22 protein-coding genes and 2 pseudogenes are annotated in these 16853 nt (G+C 67.6%); 17 read left to right on the top strand and 7 right to left on the bottom strand.

The genetic code is table 11. From position 1 onward, the window contains the following. The first annotated feature begins 143 nt into the window (after positions 1–143). Positions 144–416, top strand: coding sequence for a hypothetical protein (locus F1D05_RS18040; RefSeq protein ID WP_185448733.1), 273 nt, complete (start codon positions 144–146; stop codon positions 414–416). A gap of 13 nt (positions 417–429) precedes the next feature. On the opposite strand, the gene F1D05_RS18045 is transcribed toward F1D05_RS18040, so the two are convergent. Beyond that, positions 430–687, bottom strand: a complete 258-nt coding sequence (locus F1D05_RS18045; protein ID WP_246486791.1) for a hypothetical protein — start codon at positions 685–687, stop codon at positions 430–432. 95 nt (positions 688–782) lie between these two features. On the opposite strand from F1D05_RS18045, the gene F1D05_RS18050 reads away from it, so the two are divergent. Further along, positions 783–2222 carry a glycoside hydrolase family 43 protein gene (locus tag F1D05_RS18050; RefSeq protein WP_185448734.1) on the top strand — a complete coding sequence of 480 codons (1440 nt, stop codon included), beginning with the start codon at positions 783–785 and terminating at the stop codon, positions 2220–2222. Positions 2223–2396: 174 nt separating this feature from the next. Here F1D05_RS18050 and F1D05_RS18055 read toward each other — a convergent pair whose 3' ends face one another. After that, positions 2397–2810 (bottom strand): discoidin domain-containing protein, encoded by a 414-nt coding sequence (locus F1D05_RS18055; RefSeq protein ID WP_185448735.1) that lies wholly within the window; start codon positions 2808–2810, stop codon positions 2397–2399. Between the two features lie 185 nt (positions 2811–2995). Here F1D05_RS18055 and F1D05_RS18060 point away from each other — a divergent pair, with 185 nt between their 5' ends. The 6 genes from F1D05_RS18060 to F1D05_RS18085 all read left to right on the top strand — a co-directional run bounded on the left by F1D05_RS18060 (position 2996) and on the right by F1D05_RS18085 (position 6206). Further along, positions 2996–3607 (top strand): transcriptional regulator, encoded by a 612-nt coding sequence (locus F1D05_RS18060; RefSeq protein WP_185448736.1) that lies wholly within the window; start codon positions 2996–2998, stop codon positions 3605–3607. After that, on the top strand, positions 3604–3753 hold the full coding sequence (locus F1D05_RS18065; protein WP_185448737.1) for a hypothetical protein: 150 nt from the start codon (positions 3604–3606) through the stop codon (positions 3751–3753). Before F1D05_RS18060 ends, F1D05_RS18065 begins: the two co-directional genes overlap by 4 nt. Before the next feature lies 1 nt (position 3754). After that, positions 3755–4303: a hypothetical protein gene (locus tag F1D05_RS18070; protein ID WP_185448738.1), complete on the top strand. Its 549-nt coding sequence runs from the start codon at positions 3755–3757 to the stop codon at positions 4301–4303. Positions 4304–4432: 129 nt separating this feature from the next. Next, complete coding sequence (locus tag F1D05_RS18075; protein ID WP_185448739.1) at positions 4433–5152, top strand: hypothetical protein; 720 nt, start codon at positions 4433–4435, stop codon at positions 5150–5152. 407 nt (positions 5153–5559) lie between these two features. After that, the gene (locus tag F1D05_RS18080; protein ID WP_185448740.1) at positions 5560–5700 is read left to right on the top strand and encodes a hypothetical protein; all 141 of its coding nucleotides are present in this window, start codon (positions 5560–5562) and stop codon (positions 5698–5700) included. Between the two features lie 65 nt (positions 5701–5765). Then, positions 5766–6206 carry a hypothetical protein gene (locus tag F1D05_RS18085; RefSeq protein WP_185448741.1) on the top strand — a complete coding sequence of 147 codons (441 nt, stop codon included), beginning with the start codon at positions 5766–5768 and terminating at the stop codon, positions 6204–6206. Between the two features lie 26 nt (positions 6207–6232). On the opposite strand, the gene F1D05_RS18090 is transcribed toward F1D05_RS18085, so the two are convergent. Then, positions 6233–7957 carry a serine/threonine-protein kinase gene (locus F1D05_RS18090; RefSeq protein ID WP_185448742.1) on the bottom strand — a complete coding sequence of 575 codons (1725 nt, stop codon included), beginning with the start codon at positions 7955–7957 and terminating at the stop codon, positions 6233–6235. 62 nt (positions 7958–8019) lie between these two features. Between F1D05_RS18090 and F1D05_RS18095 the strand changes: the two genes are divergently transcribed. The 7 genes and pseudogenes from F1D05_RS18095 to ptsP all read left to right on the top strand — a co-directional run bounded on the left by F1D05_RS18095 (position 8020) and on the right by ptsP (position 13135). After that, on the top strand, positions 8020–8580 hold the full coding sequence (locus F1D05_RS18095; RefSeq protein ID WP_185448743.1) for an RNA polymerase sigma factor: 561 nt from the start codon (positions 8020–8022) through the stop codon (positions 8578–8580). 70 nt (positions 8581–8650) lie between these two features. Beyond that, complete coding sequence (locus F1D05_RS18100; RefSeq protein ID WP_185448744.1) at positions 8651–9019, top strand: hypothetical protein; 369 nt, start codon at positions 8651–8653, stop codon at positions 9017–9019. Between the two features lie 45 nt (positions 9020–9064). Beyond that, on the top strand, positions 9065–10069 hold the full coding sequence (dhaK, locus tag F1D05_RS18105; protein ID WP_185448745.1) for a dihydroxyacetone kinase subunit DhaK: 1005 nt from the start codon (positions 9065–9067) through the stop codon (positions 10067–10069). A gap of 2 nt (positions 10070–10071) precedes the next feature. Continuing rightward, positions 10072–10692: a dihydroxyacetone kinase subunit DhaL gene (dhaL, locus tag F1D05_RS18110; RefSeq protein WP_185449223.1), complete on the top strand. Its 621-nt coding sequence runs from the start codon at positions 10072–10074 to the stop codon at positions 10690–10692. A 76-nt stretch (positions 10693–10768) separates the two neighbouring features. Continuing rightward, positions 10769–11182 (top strand): annotated as a pseudogene (gene dhaM / locus F1D05_RS42580) (dihydroxyacetone kinase phosphoryl donor subunit DhaM); the annotation flags it as partial. 54 nt (positions 11183–11236) lie between these two features. After that, positions 11237–11452 (top strand): annotated as a pseudogene (locus F1D05_RS43040) (HPr family phosphocarrier protein); the annotation flags it as partial. Between the two features lie 84 nt (positions 11453–11536). Further along, the gene (gene ptsP / locus F1D05_RS18115; protein WP_428995032.1) at positions 11537–13135 is read left to right on the top strand and encodes a phosphoenolpyruvate--protein phosphotransferase; all 1599 of its coding nucleotides are present in this window, start codon (positions 11537–11539) and stop codon (positions 13133–13135) included. Here ptsP and F1D05_RS18120 read toward each other — a convergent pair. From F1D05_RS18120 to F1D05_RS18135, 4 genes are read right to left on the bottom strand one after another with little or no spacing between them, the layout of a single operon-like run. Continuing rightward, positions 13123–13767: a hypothetical protein gene (locus F1D05_RS18120; protein ID WP_185448747.1), complete on the bottom strand. Its 645-nt coding sequence runs from the start codon at positions 13765–13767 to the stop codon at positions 13123–13125. The genes ptsP and F1D05_RS18120 overlap by 13 nt on opposite strands. Then, a complete protein-coding gene (locus F1D05_RS18125; protein ID WP_185448748.1) occupies positions 13764–13988 on the bottom strand; it encodes a hypothetical protein in 225 nt (74 codons plus the stop codon). Before F1D05_RS18125 ends, F1D05_RS18120 begins: the two co-directional genes overlap by 4 nt. 14 nt (positions 13989–14002) lie before the next feature. Further along, a complete protein-coding gene (locus tag F1D05_RS18130; RefSeq protein WP_185448749.1) occupies positions 14003–14335 on the bottom strand; it encodes a YnfA family protein in 333 nt (110 codons plus the stop codon). A 9-nt stretch (positions 14336–14344) separates the two neighbouring features. Further along, positions 14345–15280, bottom strand: coding sequence for a helix-turn-helix domain-containing protein (locus F1D05_RS18135; protein WP_185448750.1), 936 nt, complete (start codon positions 15278–15280; stop codon positions 14345–14347). A 201-nt stretch (positions 15281–15481) separates the two neighbouring features. On the opposite strand from F1D05_RS18135, the gene F1D05_RS18140 reads away from it, so the two are divergent. Together F1D05_RS18140 and F1D05_RS18145 are read left to right on the top strand one after the other, a co-directional pair. Beyond that, positions 15482–16030 (top strand): RNA polymerase sigma factor, encoded by a 549-nt coding sequence (locus tag F1D05_RS18140; protein WP_206686259.1) that lies wholly within the window; start codon positions 15482–15484, stop codon positions 16028–16030. Beyond that, a complete protein-coding gene (locus F1D05_RS18145; protein WP_185448752.1) occupies positions 16017–16847 on the top strand; it encodes a hypothetical protein in 831 nt (276 codons plus the stop codon). The genes F1D05_RS18140 and F1D05_RS18145 overlap by 14 nt, the downstream gene beginning before the upstream one ends. Positions 16848–16853 lie beyond the last annotated feature (6 nt).

Consider the following 16853-nt stretch of genomic DNA (forward strand, 5'->3'; position numbering starts at 1 on the left):
CAGACCTTGAAGGCAGTCGATCGGCGTCGTGGGGGGACCATGGATACTGATCTGGGCACGCTCGTGCCACGCACACCATCCAGGCTGGGCGACGTCCCGGACCCGAGGCGGTCACGCCCTGGCTCGAAGAACTGTCGGTTCCGTTGAGCGAAGCCTGGGCCGTGGTGCTGACGGGCGAGCGACTCAGGCTGCGGCTGAACGGGGTCGCGGCACACCGGATCGCCTTGCAACGAGTGACGTTGCGGAGTAACACGGAGCTGCTGATCATGGTGGCGGACAGCGCCCGTGAGTTCGAGTCGACCGGAGTCAGCCGGCGGCTGGATCCCGACCTGACCGCGCCCCGCATCGCTGCCCTGACTCAGGTAATAATTGCCCTGGACAACAAATTCCTGGACGCCAATCCGATCTGGCGCTAGCGGCCACACGCCACTAGGCCGCCTGGGAGGTCGCCCCGCTCAGCCGGATGGGCAGGACGCCTGCCGCCATCGACTGGTCGTACCCGGCCAGCTGGGCGCACGCGGCGGTGAGGGCCTCCGACTGGGTGCGGCAGCCGTCGACGTACCAGTAGGGGTCGTCCGGCTGACGGTCGTCGGCTTCGTCGATGTCGGCGTACCAGCACTCGATGCCCTGGCGGCAGTAGTGCACCACGCGAACCTTGAGCTTCATGCCGGATACGACGTTCCTCATGCATTCGACGGTTCCACAGCCGGTTGCGGATGACCAACTATTTAATGCTGGTGTGAACGGTTTACAGCCGGTTTGCAACGTTGTAAGAACAGATCATGAGGTTAATCCGCCCCGCCCTGGTCATTGCGGCCCTCGCAGTACTGCTGACTGGTGTCCATGCCAGTCAGGCGCCGGCCGCCGAGTCGCCCGACAAGCAGGAGAACGTGGTGATGGCACAGAACTTCCGGAACCCGGTGAATCCCGGAGCCGACCCGTCGCTGCTGTTCTACAACGGCAAGTACTACGTCGCCACCACGACCGGCGACCACATCGGCATCTGGTCCTCCCCCAGCATCGCTACGCTGCTGGTCGCGCCGGAGCAGGTGGTCTGGCGCGATACGGACACCAGCCGGAACACGCAGATGTGGGCGCCGGCGTTCCGGCACGTCGGCAGCCGCTGGTACGTCTACTACACCGCCTCCGACGGCGTGGACGCGAATCACAGGATGTACGTGCTCGAGTCGTCCGGCGACGACCCGATCGGGCCGTACCACTTCAAGGCCAAGATCGCCGACTTCGGTGAGTACGGCATCGACGGTGAGCCGATCACCCACAACGGTCAGCAGTACTTCGTCTGGACCGGGCCCGGCCGCGGCCAAGGTGGTCCCGCCCAGCTCTACATCGTCCGGATGAGCAACGCGTGGACCGCGACCGGCGCCCGCGTCGCCATTCCTGCCGACGGTGGTTGCCCCGAAGTACGGGAAGGTCCTACGCCGCTCTATCGCAACGGGCGGACGTTCCTGACGTACTCGACCTGCGACACCGGCAAGCCCGACTACCAGTTGTGGATGAAGAGCATCGCGAACGGCGCCGATCCGATGGTGGCGTCGAACTGGGTCCAGCACGCCGGGCCGATCTTCTCCCGCAACGACTCGACCGGCGTCTGGGGACCGGGCCACCACTCGTTCTTCACCTCGCCCGACGGGACCGAGGACTGGATCGCCTACCACGGCAAGAACACCAGTACTTATACGTACTCCTTCCGCACCTCCCGGGTGCAGAAGATCAGCTGGAATCCTGATGGCACGCCGAACCTCGGCAGCCCGCTGGCGGCCGGAGCGACCCAGAACCTGCCGTCCGGCGATCCCGGCGCCTCCACCTACTGGATCAACGACACCGACACCGGCACCGGCCCGAACCAGGTCCAGTACGCCGGAAACTGGAGCTCCGGATCAGGCTGCGGCAACCAGTGCTTCTGGGGCAACGACCACTGGTCCGGCGAGACGAACGCGTCGGCCACGATCAGGTTCACCGGCACGAAGATCGCGCTGCTCAGCGTCGTCGACACCGGCAACGGCATCGCCGGCATCTCCATCGACGGCGGCCCCGAACAACGAGTCGACTACTACAGCTCGATCCGCGTCGGCGAGCAGTTGCGCTACATCAGCCCGACACTGCCCGCCGGCCCCCACACGCTGAAGGTCCGAGTCACTGGAGACAAGAACGCAGCGTCTTCCGGCACGATCATCAGCCTGGACCGAATCGAGGTCTACTAGCACTGCACTGCGCCGCTCCCCAGTCGCCTCGGCACCGACTCTCCAACCGCAGTCCGCAGCCGGGGGCTGGGACACCCCGCCGGGTCCTGGGACAAGAAATAGCTTGTCCCAGGACCCGACATCTTGTCCGAGGTCACCAGCCCGGTACGGCGATTGCCGCCCCAACAAGGGGCACTAGCCGCCGTAGGCCTCTAGTTCGACTATTCGGGAGTAGGTGGGGCCCTCGTTGCTTGTGAGGGTCAGGACTCGTAGGGCGGTGGTTGTGGTGGGGGTGAAGGTGGTGCTGGTCAGGCCGGACTGGTTGTTGCGGACTGAGGCGACTGTTTGCCAGGCACCGCCCACCTTGGCCTGGATGTCCCAGTCCTTCAGGCCGTAGGAAGCGGCTGGGTACTGCTTTGAGTTGAGGGTGTAGAGGTTGACTCGTCCGGCCGTTTCGGGTTGGTCGAAGGTGAGCTGAAGCCAGTCCGGGAAGTTGCCCTTGGTTGCGTCGTTCCAGCCGGTGGATTTGGCCCAGTGTTCGGAGTCGCGGTCGCCGTCGACCGCTCCGCAGGCCGGGTAGACAGGAAGGTGGTCGCTGGAAGCGGTCACCGGTACGTAGCGGCGAGGTTGCCGGTGGTGTCGGTCGGCGGCTCGTCAACCTTCACCGGGAGGGTCAGCTTCTGGTCCCCGGCGGTGATCGTGATCGAGTAGGACCGGCGGTCACTTGAAAGGATTCAGAGCAGGCGCGGGCCGACGAAACCGGCGGCGTCCCCGCCGGATGTCAGAATGGCGCTGTGCCTGAGACGACCCGTGCCCTGCTGAGTGGCCAGGAGACGGCCTGGAGACTCATCCTGGATCACCCGTTCGTGGCTCAGACCTCCGCCGGCACGCTGCCCCTGAGCGCGTTCGACCGCTGGCTGGCCGAGGACCACTACTTCGTCCGGTCGTTCCGTGCGTTCCTCACCGAGCTGATCGCCATCGCGCCTGACGAGCAGGCACGCGAGGTGCTGGCTGGTGGGCTGGCCGCACTCGTCCCCGAGCTGGAGCTGTTCGAGACCGCGGCAGCGGAGCGCGGGCTCGACCTCAGCGCCGAGCCGTCCCTGCTCAACCTCGGCTACTCGTCGTACCTCACGGCATCGGTCCGCGAAGGCTGGCCCGTCGGCATCACAGTTCTGTACGCCGTTGAGAAGGCGTACTACGACGCCTGGGCCTCGGTCCGCGACACGACCGGCCCCGATACGCAGTACGCCGGCTTCATCGCGAACTGGTCATCACCGGACTTCTCCGCGTACGTCGACCAACTCGGCGTACTGGTAGATCGCGAAGAGCTGACCCCGGCCCTGACCCGCGCGTTCGACCGGGTGGTCCGTTTCGAGCTCGCGTTCTGGGACCTGGTGGCTGAGTGAAGAAGCCAGTACTGGTGAGCGGCATCATCCTGCTCGCCCTCCTCGGCGCCGCCGGCGGCTACTACGGCGGCAACGAACTAGAAGCCAACCCCTCGGTCCACGAGGCCGGCCCCCGCCGCGCCATTGACTATGGTCAGCCCGCCTGAGGTGCTTCCCCGCAAGGTCCCCGAGCCGAACGATCTGCCTGCTTTCAAGTCGAAGGGACTCACCTTCCGGGAGCAGACCTTCTCGGTGCATCCCGCCGACATGGGCACCGTCAAGCTCTCGATCAGAGCACCGCGTGGCTGGCAGCTGACCCGGTCGCCGAGGACGCCGGGCGAGGTGAAGTTCCTGGATTCGCTGAAGGAGCGGGGTCTGCGGGTCGAGGCGGTCCCACCGGTCCTCACTCCCGTGGACCAGATGACCAAGCTGATCGAGCAACTCAAGGCCAGCCAGGCGTACGAGAACGACTTCCAGATCCTGTCCCAGACCGACGGGCAGGTGCAGGGCGAGGACGGCGAGCAGCGGACCGTCGCGACGCTGATCTACACCTTCATCCCGATCAAGACCGTGCGCTATGTGGTCGTCCGTTGGGTCGCGACCGGCAGCGACGACATGGCCACCGTGGAGATGAGCATCACAGGCCTGCCGCAGGACGCCGCCGGCCTCGCCGCAGTCACCGCCCAGGCCAGCGAGACGGTTCAGCAGCAGGACTGACCTGCTGTTCGCGGGGGTTTGCCCTAAAGGGCTGGGTCACGGTTGTGTGACATCTGGGGGGCGGTCGCAACCCCGGGGGCGGTCTAGCGTGTCAAAGGACGTAGCTGGTGTGGGGACCGGGGAGGAGGGGTGAACGTGGCCAGAGGCGGGATTGGGCGCGCTCTACTCGGTTCTGGACTGCTCGCGGTGACCCTGCTCGGGGGAGCAGGGGGATACGGCATCGGGCTGTTGACGAGTGCCGCTTCGGAGGTCACCGGGCAGGCGGTGCCGCTGGGGTTGGTGACTCCGACCACACCGGTGACCACGCAGACACCGACGAAGCCGCCGAGGACAGCGACGCCGGACAACACGAAGCCGCTGGATCCGGATGACCTGAGCTATCAGACCAGGACTGCCTACTCGGAGCAGGTGGTGCGTTCCCGGATCACCGTGAACGTGCCGCGGAACTGGTGGTTGTCCCACTCCGATCCACCGCAATATTCCTGGTTCTCCGATCCGACCCGCAAGCGGAAGCTCCGGATCGAGGCAGGATTCAGCGTCACCCGGCCACCGGCCGCCTCGATGGCGGAACGAGTCGGGATCCTCGAGGCTCTGTCGGCCGACCGCCTGCTCACGATCCTCGACCAGAAGATCGACGCGAAGGCGCGGACCGCAACCCTGACCTACACCTACATCCCGGAGAACGAGACCTCGCTCCGGCGCATCATGGTCCGCTGGGTGGCCACCGACGACAGCGGGAATGTCGGGGTAGAGCTCAGCTCGATCGGCCTGCCGCAGGACAAGGACGCGATCCTCGACGTCCTCGACCATGCCAGCGAGAGTGTGACCCGTTCGGACTCTGAGCTTTAGTTGCCTGGGGCCAATAGTTTGAGGTCTGCCAGGTCCTCGCGCCCGGCTGGGGTGAGGTCGACGGCGCGTTGACGCGGACGGCGGGTGATCCAGTCGCGGTCGAAGAGCGAGGTCGCGAGGATGCGCCGAGGCGGCCGGCCAGGTGGTGGCTCTGCTCGCTCCAATCGACACAGAACCGCAGTAGACGTCGCGACGATCCTCCTGCTGACAGGTCGATTCCGAGCTCACCGAAGACCTCGGCTGCGGCCGGACCCAACTCGTAAGGGCCGTCCGGCATTTGCTGAGCCAGTGGGTCGTCCGGTCGCCGATCAGCACCGGATCCGCCATCGGTTCGTACGAGCGCCTCCCGGCGTACGAGAGCTTCCAGTAGGGCGACTCCGAGCCGCCCGGCGACGTGGTCGTAGCAAGTGCGGGCTTCGCGGAGCGCGGCCGCTCTGGTGCTCTGCCGCAGCGAGCTGATCGGCTGGGGACGGGCGATCCTGGCTACGGGCTTCTACTGCCGCTGCTACCTCGGGACCGGCCAGGCGGTAGTACCTATGGCGGCCTGAGCTCTGTACTGCGAGCAGTCCGCCGTCCAAGAGCTTGCGGAGGTGCGAGCTCACCGTCTGCGGCGATGACGGCCGGGCTGCTGCTTGGAGCTGCGGGATCAGCCTGTCTGCTGTTAGTGCGGCCAGCCAGCGCGTACGGCGTCGTCGTACCGGTTGAGCTGGGTCTTGGCATCGGGATGGGGTTGCTGACAGCTGCAGCCGTCAATGCAGCTATTGCGTCACTGCCGCCGGACCGCGCCGGTTTCGCCAGTGGAGTCAACAACACCGCCCGGCAGGCGGTCGGAGCGCTAGGGATAGCCCTGTACGGCGGTATCGCGGGCACCCCGGCGACTGGGCGAGGGTTCGTCCACGGGTTGCATCAGCTGGCGTGGATCGGCGGCGGGCTCTGGTTGTTCGCAGTACTGGTGACCTGGCTGACAATCAGGTCAGCGCGGCCAGATGGTCCGGAACACGGCCGAGCGCAAGCGGTAGAAGCGGCGCCGGCTGGACTGGATCAGCGCCGGTGAGGGCCGGAATCGCTCAATGTCGAACCTCACGAGATGCCGCCACCTGAGTAGGCGATCGAATCGGCGATCTTGGTCGCGGCAGCCTCGTCACCTTCGGCTACCTGAACCTGGATCAGCAAGGAGTAGCCGTTGGGAGAGGTCGCGACCCGCTGGAGCAGGAGATTGCCGCCGGGGCAGCCGGTCGAGACGCGCTCGCGCGCGTCGTACCCGTTGACGGTGGCCGCGGTGGGCTCAGTGTCGGTATTGCAGCCGTACGACTGCCCGGAAGCCAGCAGCTTGTCCGGATCGGTCGTGGTTCGCATGACGCCGACGAAAAGCCCGTGGGTGGCTGATCCCGCTGCACCCCAGCTTTCGTCCTTGCTGACCCGGAACGATTGCTGCTCGGCCGGCGCGCCGGGCGGCGTCCACGTTCCCTCGACGACGAAGCCGGCCAGCTCCTTCGGCAGTTTGGCCGTGAACTGGCCTGAGCCGACGGTGATGACGCGGCGCGGTTCGTAGTACCGCTGGCCGAAGAAGCCGGCACCACCGCCGATGATCAGGGCGAGGAGCGCGGCGATCACCCAGCGGCCGCGACGCCGGCGCTTCGGTACGGCGATCGTCGCCTTGCCGTCCTGAGCGTCTGCCGGCTTGCCATCCTGAGCGTCTGTCGGCGCGTCGAGGAGGCCGACGGCTGCTGTTGCGGCCTCGGCTTTGTCATCCGCTCCGGAGTCTTTCGGACCTGGAAGAGCGTCCTCAGCGGCTGTTTCGCCGGGCGTGGTCTTGATCACGGTCGGCTGGTTCGAGTCGCTCAGCGCGGTCGTCTCGCCGGTGGGGTCTACCGTCGCCGTCTCGGCGTCGGCGGCCGGCTCGGTCTTGACGCCGCCGGCGCCCACCGGCGCGGCGACAGTTTCCGCATCGCGCGCGATGACCGACTTGGCGGCGGGGACGAAGTTCTGGGTGGTCTCGTCGAGCGCGCCGACGAGTTCGCGGGTGAAGGAGGCGACATCCGGCCAGCGCTTCTCCCGGTCCGGGTCGAGGGCACGAACGATCGCGGCGTCCACGCGATCCGGTACGGCGAATCCCAGCGAGCTCGGCGGCGGTGGCGCGGCGACGCGCCCAGCCGCGCCCAGACCGTCCACCTGATGCGGCGAACGGCCGGTCAGCGCGGCGTAGGCGACAGCGCCGAGCGAATACTGGTCGGCGCGCTGGTCGAGCCGGTCCCCCATCGCCTGCTCGGGCGCGACGTACGACGGCGTACCGCCGGGCATGGTGATCCTGGACACTTCGTCGAGTGCCTTGCCGAGGCCCAGATCGGACAGGACGGCCCGGTCCCCCTCGTCCGTACTGCGGAAAAGCACGTTGGCGGGCTTCACGTCGCGATGGAGGAGCCCGCGCCGGTGCAGCGCCTGCAGACCGCGGCCGACCTCGACGACCACGCCGATCGCCGCCTCCAGGGCCAGCGGCTCCTTCTTCAGCCGGTCCGCTAGCGTGCCGCGGTCGGCGTAGGTGAGCACCAGGAACGGCCGACCGTCCTCCAGCTCGCCCACATCGTGGACCTGGACGACGTGCTCGGACTCCACCCGACGCAGGAACCGGCCTTCTTCGAGGAACCGGCGGCGCACCGAGTCGTCATGAGCCCAGTTGTCGGCCAGCACCTTGACCGCGACCTCGGCGTCCAACTGCTCGTCGTAGGCAAGCCAAACCGTCGCGAAACCGCCTGAGCCCAGGCGGCGGCGCACGACGTACCGGCCTAGTCTGGATGGGACCCCCATACAAGGCATTATGGAGTACTGGGAGTCCCCTGCCCGAGGGACCGCTGACAACGAAGGCACAGATGAGCGAGAGCAGCAGCCCGACCGACGACCTCGGAGTCCTGGCCGAGCGCGCCGCCGGCGGTGACAAGAACGCGATGGACGACCTGTTGCGACTGGTCCACCCCCGCGTCCTGCGGATCTGCCGCAGCGTGCTGCCGTACTCCGCCGACGCGGAGGACGCCGCTCAGGAGGCGCTGCTCAACATCGCCACCAAGATCCACACGTACTCCGGCCGGAGCAGCTTCTCCACCTGGGTCCACTCGGTCGCGGCGAACTCGGCCCGCTCGACGTACCGCAAGCTGAAGCGCACCGCCCAGGCGGCGCACAACCCCGAGCAGATGGACAGGCCCGACCCGCGCACCACCAGCGTCATCGCCGGCACCCGGCTCGACCTGCTGGAGGCCCTGGAGACGCTCGAGCGCAGCCGGCCGCAGATGGTCACGCCGCTGGTGCTACGGGACGTCTACGGCCTGTCGTACGAGGAGATCGCCGCCGAGGTCGGGGCGCCACTGGGCACCATCAAGTCCCGCATCCACGACGCCCGCGAGGTAGTCCGCCCGCTGCTCCGCCCGAAGGACTGAGTCCTCTGCCCTGAGCACAATCACTGCTCAGGGCCCGCTTTCTGGTCCAGTCCGTCCGTACGCTCGCGGCATGCCGGGACCACTCGCGGTCGCGTTTGCGGCGACCGCTTTCACGACCCGGACGGCCGTCCTGGTCGCCTTGCTGGCGGCCGCGATTTTCCTGGTCCCCTCCTTCAACTCCGGATTGTTCGGGTATCAGGTGATGGTCACGCCGGACGGGATGCAGGGTCGCGCCCAGAGCGCGATCTGGTTCCTGGCCAACACCACGAGCCCGCTGGCCCCCGCCATCGGTGGAGTTCTGCTCGGGTCCGCCGGAGCACGAATCGCGCTCCTCGTCTTCGCCGCGGTCATCGCCCTGGCGGCCGTCCTCCTGACTCTCAGTCACGCGATCCGCTCGATTCCCCTTCTCTCCGATGTCGCGGCGGAGCAGTCCGCCTGACTTGGGGGCTCCCGTGGGGGCGTTCTGTGTGCTCAGATGGGCTCTATGAAGAAGCTCATCAACGACCCTGCCGATGTTGTGAGTGAAGCGCTGCTGGGGATGGAGGCCGCGCACCCTGATCGCCTACGGGTGGATCACGAGAACCGGATCGTCTACCGCAAAGAAGCACCTAGATCCGGGAAGGTCGGGCTGATCTCCGGCGGTGGCGCCGGGCACGAGCCGATGCACGGCGGATTCGTCGGGCTCGGAATGCTCGATGCCGCCTGCGCGGGCGAGGTGTTCACCTCGCCGGTGCCGGACCAGATGATGGCCGCGACCAAGGCTGTGGACGCGGGCGCCGGCGTACTGCACATCGTGAAGAACTACACCGGCGACGTGATGAACTTCGAGATGGCTGCCGAGCTGGCCGCCGCCGACGCGGGCACCGAAGTACTGTCCGTCGTCACCGACGACGACGTCGCCGTCCAGGACAGCCTCTACACGGCCGGACGCCGTGGAGTCGGCGTGACCGTGCTGCTGGAGAAGATCGTCGGCGCCGCCGCCGAGGAAGGCCGCCCGTTGCAGGAGGTCGCCGACCTCGCCAAGCGGGTGAACGACAACGGCCGCAGTATGGGGATGGCGCTCACCTCGTGCACGGTTCCGGCCGCGGGCAAGCCGACTTTCGAGCTGGCCGAGAACGAGATGGAGGTCGGCATCGGCATCCACGGCGAGCCCGGCAGGCATCGGTTGCCGCTGGCACCGGCCAAGGAGATCGCGGCCATGCTGCTCGATCCCGTGCTCGGCGATCTGCCTTACAGCAAAGGCGATTCGGTGATCGCGTTCATGAACGGGATGGGCGGGACGCCGCTGATCGAGCTGTACCTGATGTACAACGAGGTCGCGCAGCTGCTCGACCGCGCGGGCATCACGGTCGCCCGGTCGCTGGTCGGCAACTACATCACCTCGCTGGAGATGGCCGGCTGCTCGATCACGCTGCTGAAGGTGGACGACGAACTGGTACGTCTCTGGGACGCTCCGGTGAACACCCCCGGCCTACGCTGGGGCGCGTGAGCATGGGAGTGGACGACTTCGCGAACTGGTTGCGGGACCTGGCGAAAACGCTGCACGAGAACGCGGCGTACCTGACCGAGCTCGACTCGGCGATCGGGGACGCGGACCACGGCAGCAACATGGATCGTGGTTTCACGGCCGTGGTCGCTGTGCTCGACGAGAGCTCCTTCGAGTCTGTCGACGAGTTGCTGAAGAAGGCCGGGATGACGCTGGTCAGCAAGGTCGGCGGGGCGAGCGGGCCGTTGTACGGGACGTTCTTCCTGCGCTTCGGGACTGCGTTGGCAGGCGTCGAGGTCACGCCGGCTTCCGTTGGCGAGGCGCTGAAGGCGGGCGTGGGCGGGATTCTTGCCCGCGGCAAGGCTGAGCTCGGCGACAAGACCATGTACGACGCTTGGGCGCCGGCCCTGGAGGCGTACGACGCGGCCGTCGCGGGCGGATCGGATCTCGCGGGGGCACTCGGTGCGGCGGCCGAGGCAGCGGCGAAGGGGCGGGACGCGACGACCCCGCTGGTTGCCCGGAAGGGCCGCGCCAGCTATCTCGGTGAACGAAGCGCAGGTCACCAGGATCCTGGTGCGACGAGCACGACGCTGCTGCTGGAATCGGCAGCTCGCACGCTCGCATGAAGGCCGAACGCGCTAACGTCCGAAGTGGCGAGGGTCCTGCCCCTCGCCGCTTCGGACGTAGTGGCCGGGGTGGTGGCTGGTGATCGGGATTGTGGTCGTGTCGCACAGCCGTGCGTTGGCGGAGGCGGCCGTCGGGCTGGCTTCGGAGATGGTGGCCGAGGCGGATCGGCCGGTGATCGCGATCGCGGCCGGGTTGGACGAGACGACCTTCGGGACGGACGCGGCCGCTGTTGCGGAGGCGATCGGGGCGGCGGACAGCGCGGACGGCGTACTGGTGCTGCTGGACCTTGGCAGCGCGGTCCTGAGTGCCGAGATGGCCTTGGAGTTCGTGGATCCTGAGGTTGCGGAGCGAGTGAAGTTGTCGAGCGCTCCGCTGGTCGAGGGCCTGGTCGCGGCGGTGGTGACCGCATCAACGGGCGCGTCACTGGACGCAGTACTGGCAGAGGCTTCGCGGGGATTGGCCGGGAAGCAAGATCATCTTGGTGATGCTCCTGTTTCCGAAGCTCCTGTTGTTGCCTCGGACAACTTCGCTGAAGTTGCTGTTGGCAATGAGCACGGGCTGCACGCGCGACCGGCGGCGAAGCTGGTCGCGTTGGCCCGGCGCTTCGATGCCCAGGTCACGCTGACGAATCTGACCACCGGACGAGGGCCGGTTGATGCGGGCAGTCTGAGCATGGTGGCGACGCTCAACGCGCAACAGGGTCATCGACTACAGGTCGGCGCGAGTGGTCCGGACGCCACTGAGGCGCTGGCGGCGATCAGTGCGTTGGCCGATCGCGACTTCGACGACGTGCCGGTCGAGTCGGCTCCGCGGCCGGTCGGCAAGAGCGGGTCCGGGCTGGACATGGCGCTTGGGGCCGCGATCGTGGCGGACGGAGAAGTCGACCTAGGTGGGTACCAGGCCGGCTCCGACGCCGTCGAGCGGGAGCGTGCTCAGGATGCACTGCGGGTGGCAGCAGAGCAGCTGACCACTCTTCGGGACCAGGCGGCCATCACCGCGGCTGCGATCTTCGATGCTCAGCTGGCGTTGCTGGACGACGCCGTGTTGCTCGATCCGGTCTTCCAGGGGATCACACAGGGCGAGAGCGCACCGGCGGCCTGGAAGTCGGCCCTGGATGCGCTGGCCTCGACCTTCGAAGGGCTGGACGATCCGTACCAACGCGAGCGGGCGCAGGATGTCCGGAGCGTGCGCGATCGGGTGCTGCGGGCTCTCACCGGCGCCCGTGAGCAGGAGGCTCCGACGGACGGCGTCCTCGTAGTACGGGAGCTTGATGCCGCGACGGCCGCGAGTTTGGACGCGGAGCGGATCGCGGGCGTCGCCGTACGAGCTGCGGGAACGACCGGGCACGGCGTGATTGTCGCGCGATCTCGCGGAATCCCTTTGATCACAGGGATCGGGGACGTCGCAGTACCGCCTGGAGCGATGGTCGGCTTCGACGCACGAGCTGGCTCGTTCGTGGTCGACCCGGACGAAAACGTTTTCCGTACTGCGATCCGCGCGCGCACCGCCGAACGCGAAGCGGCCGTTGCTGATGCCGGGAAGCCTGCGGTGACCGTGGACGGGCAGACGATCCAGGTGCTCGCGAACGTCGGATCGGTGCAGGACGCGGTGGACGCGCGCGGGGCCGACGGCTCCGGGCTGGTCCGGACGGAGGTGCTCTTCGGCAATCGGAAGGTGGCGCCGACCGTCGAAGAGCAGGTCGAGACGTACCGGGCGATCGCCGCAGCGTTCGGCGGGAAGCCGATCACGATCCGCAGCTGGGACATCGGTGGCGACAAGCCGCTCCCGTTCCTGCCTCAGGCCGCGGAGGCGAACCCTTTTCTGGGCGAACGAGGCATCCGCGTCTTCCGGCGCCGCCCCGAACTCCTCCGTGACCAACTGAAGGCAATCTGCCAGGTCGCACTCGAGACGCCTGTGCAGGTGATGTTCCCGATGGTCACGACCGCCGAAGAGGTCGCCTGGGCCCTGGCCGAACTGGCCGACGTCGGCTCCTCGGGCTGGGGCGTCAAGGTCGGCATCATGGTCGAAGTCCCCGCCGCCGCCCTGCGCATCTCGACCCTGGCCGAGGGCCTGGACTTCGTCAGCATCGGCACCAACGACCTGACGCAATACACAACCGCCGCCGACCGAGGCAACAGCGCCGTCGCCTCCTTGGCCGACGCTCTGGACCCAGCCGTTCTCCAACTCATCGACCGAGTCGTCCGCAACGTGCCCACCGGCGTAGAGGTAGCAGTCTGCGGCGACCTGGCCAGCGACCCCGACGCCGCGGTCCTCCTCGCAGGCCTGGGAATCCACGAACTGAGCGCCGTCGGCCCTCAGGTCCCCCTCATCAAGTCCCGCCTCCGCCAAACCACCCTCACCGAAGCCACCAAAACCGCCGTCGAGGCCTTGACCCTCCCCACCGCGACGGCAGTCCGCGAACTCCTCGCTCAGCGGGCGTAGTACAGGAGTTCCACCAGGTTGAAGCCGTTGGTTTGGGTCGGTTTGATGGGGAGGGTGTGGGAGTCGCCGGGGTTTAGATAGGTGACTGTGGGGTTGGTGAGGTCGAGGTCGATGACCAGAGTGGGGTGGGGGCCGGTGCGCCAGGTGTAGGTCTCGCCGGGGGCGGTGGTTACGTGCTGGACGCGAACGTCTGGGTCGTCGACGACTGTCTTCGTCGGGATCTCGCCGGGCTGATCGAAGCCGCTCTGCTGGGTGATGCCGGCGGCGTCGTACGGGGCTCCGCCGGCCTCTTCGCCTAGGTCGAGGAGTTCGATCAGGCGGTTGAGGTACGGGGAGTCGCCGTCGTTGGTGAGCATGTGGATCGGGGAGACCGGGCGGTAGACCGAGCCGCCGACGGTTTCGCTGAGTTCGCGGGCAGCGCTGCCGTCGAGCCAGTCCATGTGGCAGGGAGAGGTGGCGAGGCAGAGGACGACGTACGGGTTGTGGTGCAGGTGCCAGCCCTGCGCCTCGCCGGCCTCGAGGGCGACCTCCCAGACGCGGACGCGCTGGTTCTCCAGGAGGACCCTGGTGCCGATCTCGCCGAGTACGACCTCGGTGCCGTCGGGGGCCTGGACGGTGGTGCCTGCGGTCATCGTGCGTCTCCGTTCTGGTCAACTGAGCGTTCCATCGCGACGCCACCGAGTACGGCGCCGTCGGGCATCGTCAGCTCGGCGGTATCGACCTCGGTGAAGCCGAAAGCCTTGTAGAGCGGAACGCCGGGAAGTGTCGCCATCAACGCCAGCACGGAGGCGCGCATCAGCTCCGCGACGGCCGGTGTGTCGGCTGGCTTGGCAAGGCGTTGCTCGGCGATCACCCGGTCAGGCTATTTCAGCCGCGGGGCGCGTACATGATCAGGCCCACCCCGATGAGACAGACGGCGGCCCCGGCGAGGTCCCACCGATCCGGCCGGAACCCGTCGAACAGCACACCCCAGAGCAGCGAGCCGGCCACGAAGATCCCGCCGTACGCCGCCAGGATCCGCCCGAAGTTGGGATCCGGCTGCAGCGTCGCCACGAACCCATAGGCGCCCAGGGCAACCAAGCCGCCGAGCACCCAGAGCACTCCCCGATGCTCCCGAACCCCCTGCCAGACAAGCCACGCCCCACCGATCTCGGCCACCGCGGCCACCCCGAACAACCCGATCGAACGCAGCACGGTCATGGTCGGACTCTAATCCTCCTTTCCGGCCGCTGAGCGCCAAGCAAGGTAGATCCAGAGGGCGGAGAACGAGAAGAATATGGCGCCGCCGATGTAGTCGTCCGAGGTCGATGCAGTGAGCAGAACGATGAGACCGATGATCACGAACGGCAGCGTGACGAGAGATCTCACGACGAAGGCGGCCCCGCTCCAGCGAATCTTCCGTGGCGGCGGCAACTGCTCGCCGTACAGCGGAGGCGGGCGGAGGCCGTCGAAAACCGCGATGAGCTGCCCGTGCAGAGTGGCCACTCGCAGCAGCCCCTCTCGCTTGGCCAGCTCTTTCGCGTCGAACAGACCCAGCTTGTGTTGTTCGGTCAACTCGGCAGAGCAAACAGCCCGGTCATAGTCGGACAACGGCTGCCCGGCCATCCTCTCGCGCGTCGCGGCTACACCCGCCTGATGGGTGGCCGCCGCTATGGCGTTCAGGGTTCGGCCGATGGTGACCGGCCCGTCTGTCAGCAGACCCCGCAGCATTGCCCGCCTGCCGACCCCGTTGGGAGTCAGCCAGTACTCGGCGCGCTCGTCCTGCCCGTACGCCGCCACGAACCCGCCGCGCATGAGTCGTAGAAGCAGCTCGTACACCGCCGAGGCGGACATACCCGTCGCTCCGGCCAACTCGGTCACGGAGTACGGCGTCGTCTCCGACAGCGCGTTGAGCAAGTTGCACTCAGCCGGGTCCGTCAGGGCAGTGACCCGATCCAGCTCGTCCAAGCCCCGCTGAGTCAGGCCGTACTGCGGTCTGCCGCGCGTCTGCGGCACCTTGGCTACCAAGGACTTCCGGATCAGGGCGTCCAGTTGGCGGCCGGCCGCTGGTTCCGAGAGGCGAGCTGCCGAGGCCACTCGGTCACGGGCCAACTGGCCGTGGGCCAGAGCAAGCAGCACCCTGCCGGCCTCGTCGCCATCGTCCATCTGAGCCCCCAGCGACCGGACGCGGTCCACCCCAGACCGACCCACCAAGTGTTCCAGGCTAGGCGGTCATCGGAGGGTGGGTGGACCGGCAGGTTGGTGCAATGGGGGCTGCGTGAAATGGACGGCTGAGGTGCCGGACATGTGTGGGGTATGACGTTGACATCGACGAGAGCCCGAGTGGGGCCGGAGAGCGAGGCGGGTGTGGGGGACTTGCCGCGGGATCGCCGGCGCGAGAGGTTCGAGGAGTTCTTCGCGGCTGATCGTGAGGCGGTGCTTGGGTATCTGCTCAGGCGGACCGGGAGTCGTCACGATGCGGCCGATCTGCTGGCCGACACGTTTCTGGTGGCCTGGCGGAGGCTTGACGAAGTACCGGGCGGGGATCAGACCAGACCGTGGCTGTACGGCGTGGCGCGGCGCACGCTGGCCAACCACCGGCGTGGCGAGGACCGCCGGCATGCACTGGCGGACAAGCTTCGCGGCGAGTTGGCCGAGTCGGCGCCGACGCGGGCGCCGGACCTGGATGATTCCCCCGCCGGCCGGGCGTTTCGGGAGCTGCCTGAGCAGGACCGCGAATTGCTGAGCCTGGTGGCCTGGGAAGAGCTCGACAACGCGCAGATCGCGACCGCACTCGGGTGCTCGCGCAACGCGGTACGGATCAGATTGCACCGGGCCAGGAAGCGGTTCGCGAAGTTGCTGACGGCAACGGATCGGCCGGTTACGACAGGAGTGGTTTCGCATGGAGACGCCTGACATCGACGCCGTCACCCGCGGCCTCAACCCGTCGCCCGACACCCACATCAGCGAGGCCGCCTGGACCGAGCTGTCCGCCGGCATCACTGAGACGGTCGGGGAGCCGATAGCTCGCAGTGCGGCCAAGGCTCCGGGCCGCCTGCGGCTGGCGCTGGTCGCCGCCAGCCTGCTGCTCATCGGCGGAGTGGTCGCCGCGACCGTGATCGATCACCCCGGCCAGGACCGCCCGGAAGCGCTGTCGGTGACCGCACGCGGCGATCACCTGATCATCCGGGTGGTGGACCCGACCGCTGATCCGAAGCGGTACAACGCCGAACTCAAGAAGCTCGGCCTGCACATCACCGTGAAGGCGGTCGCGGTCAGCAAGCCGTTCGTCGGCACGATGGTCAGCTATTCGGGCCGTGACGAGCACGACACCGACCAGTTGCGCCGGCTGGAGCCGGGCGAGCTCTGCAACGGGACGCTGAACGCATCCGATCCGGGCTGCCAGGACGGTCTCGAAGTACCGGTGAACTACGACGGAGAGACCGAGATCCAGTTCGGGCGGGCGGCGAAACCGGGTGAGCAGTACTGGCACTTCAGCAGCAACGTGGACGATCCGGGCGAAGCGATGCACGGCGCGAAGTGGCGCGACCGGACGATCGCCGAGGTCAAGCAGGTCCTCGCGGAGCGCGAGCTGAAGGTCCTCGAGTACTACGACGCCAACCAGCCGCGGGACGCGAAGGCGATCCCGACGCCGCCCGACGACTGGTACGTCCGGGACGCCAGCGAGTATGTCGCGGGCGAGATCACCCTCTACGTGGCGCCGACCAGGTAGAGCGCG

This window comes from Kribbella qitaiheensis, from assembly GCF_014217565.1.
Classification (GTDB): Bacteria; Actinomycetota; Actinomycetes; order Propionibacteriales; family Kribbellaceae; genus Kribbella; species Kribbella qitaiheensis_A.

Excerpts from the sequence above, each read along its gene's own strand:
- F1D05_RS18045 (WP_246486791.1), bottom strand. The coding sequence starts at position 687 with ATGAGGAACGTCGTATCCGGCATGAAGCTCAAGGTTCGCGTGGTGCAC.
- ptsP (WP_428995032.1), top strand. The coding sequence starts at position 11,537 with ATGGCGCTTGGGGCCGCGATCGTGGCGGACGGAGAAGTCGACCTAGGT.
- F1D05_RS18100 (WP_185448744.1), top strand. The coding sequence starts at position 8,651 with ATGCCGGGACCACTCGCGGTCGCGTTTGCGGCGACCGCTTTCACGACC.
- dhaL (WP_185449223.1), top strand. The coding sequence starts at position 10,072 with ATGGGAGTGGACGACTTCGCGAACTGGTTGCGGGACCTGGCGAAAACG.
- F1D05_RS18085 (WP_185448741.1), top strand. The coding sequence starts at position 5,766 with ATGACGGCCGGGCTGCTGCTTGGAGCTGCGGGATCAGCCTGTCTGCTG.
- F1D05_RS18135 (WP_185448750.1), bottom strand. The coding sequence starts at position 15,280 with ATGGACGATGGCGACGAGGCCGGCAGGGTGCTGCTTGCTCTGGCCCAC.
- F1D05_RS18130 (WP_185448749.1), bottom strand. The coding sequence starts at position 14,335 with ATGACCGTGCTGCGTTCGATCGGGTTGTTCGGGGTGGCCGCGGTGGCC.
- F1D05_RS18145 (WP_185448752.1), top strand. The coding sequence starts at position 16,017 with ATGGAGACGCCTGACATCGACGCCGTCACCCGCGGCCTCAACCCGTCG.
- F1D05_RS18050 (WP_185448734.1), top strand. The coding sequence starts at position 783 with ATGAGGTTAATCCGCCCCGCCCTGGTCATTGCGGCCCTCGCAGTACTG.
- F1D05_RS18120 (WP_185448747.1), bottom strand. The coding sequence starts at position 13,767 with ATGACCGCAGGCACCACCGTCCAGGCCCCCGACGGCACCGAGGTCGTA.
- dhaK (WP_185448745.1), top strand. The coding sequence starts at position 9,065 with ATGAAGAAGCTCATCAACGACCCTGCCGATGTTGTGAGTGAAGCGCTG.
- F1D05_RS18095 (WP_185448743.1), top strand. The coding sequence starts at position 8,020 with ATGAGCGAGAGCAGCAGCCCGACCGACGACCTCGGAGTCCTGGCCGAG.
- F1D05_RS18090 (WP_185448742.1), bottom strand. The coding sequence starts at position 7,957 with ATGGGGGTCCCATCCAGACTAGGCCGGTACGTCGTGCGCCGCCGCCTG.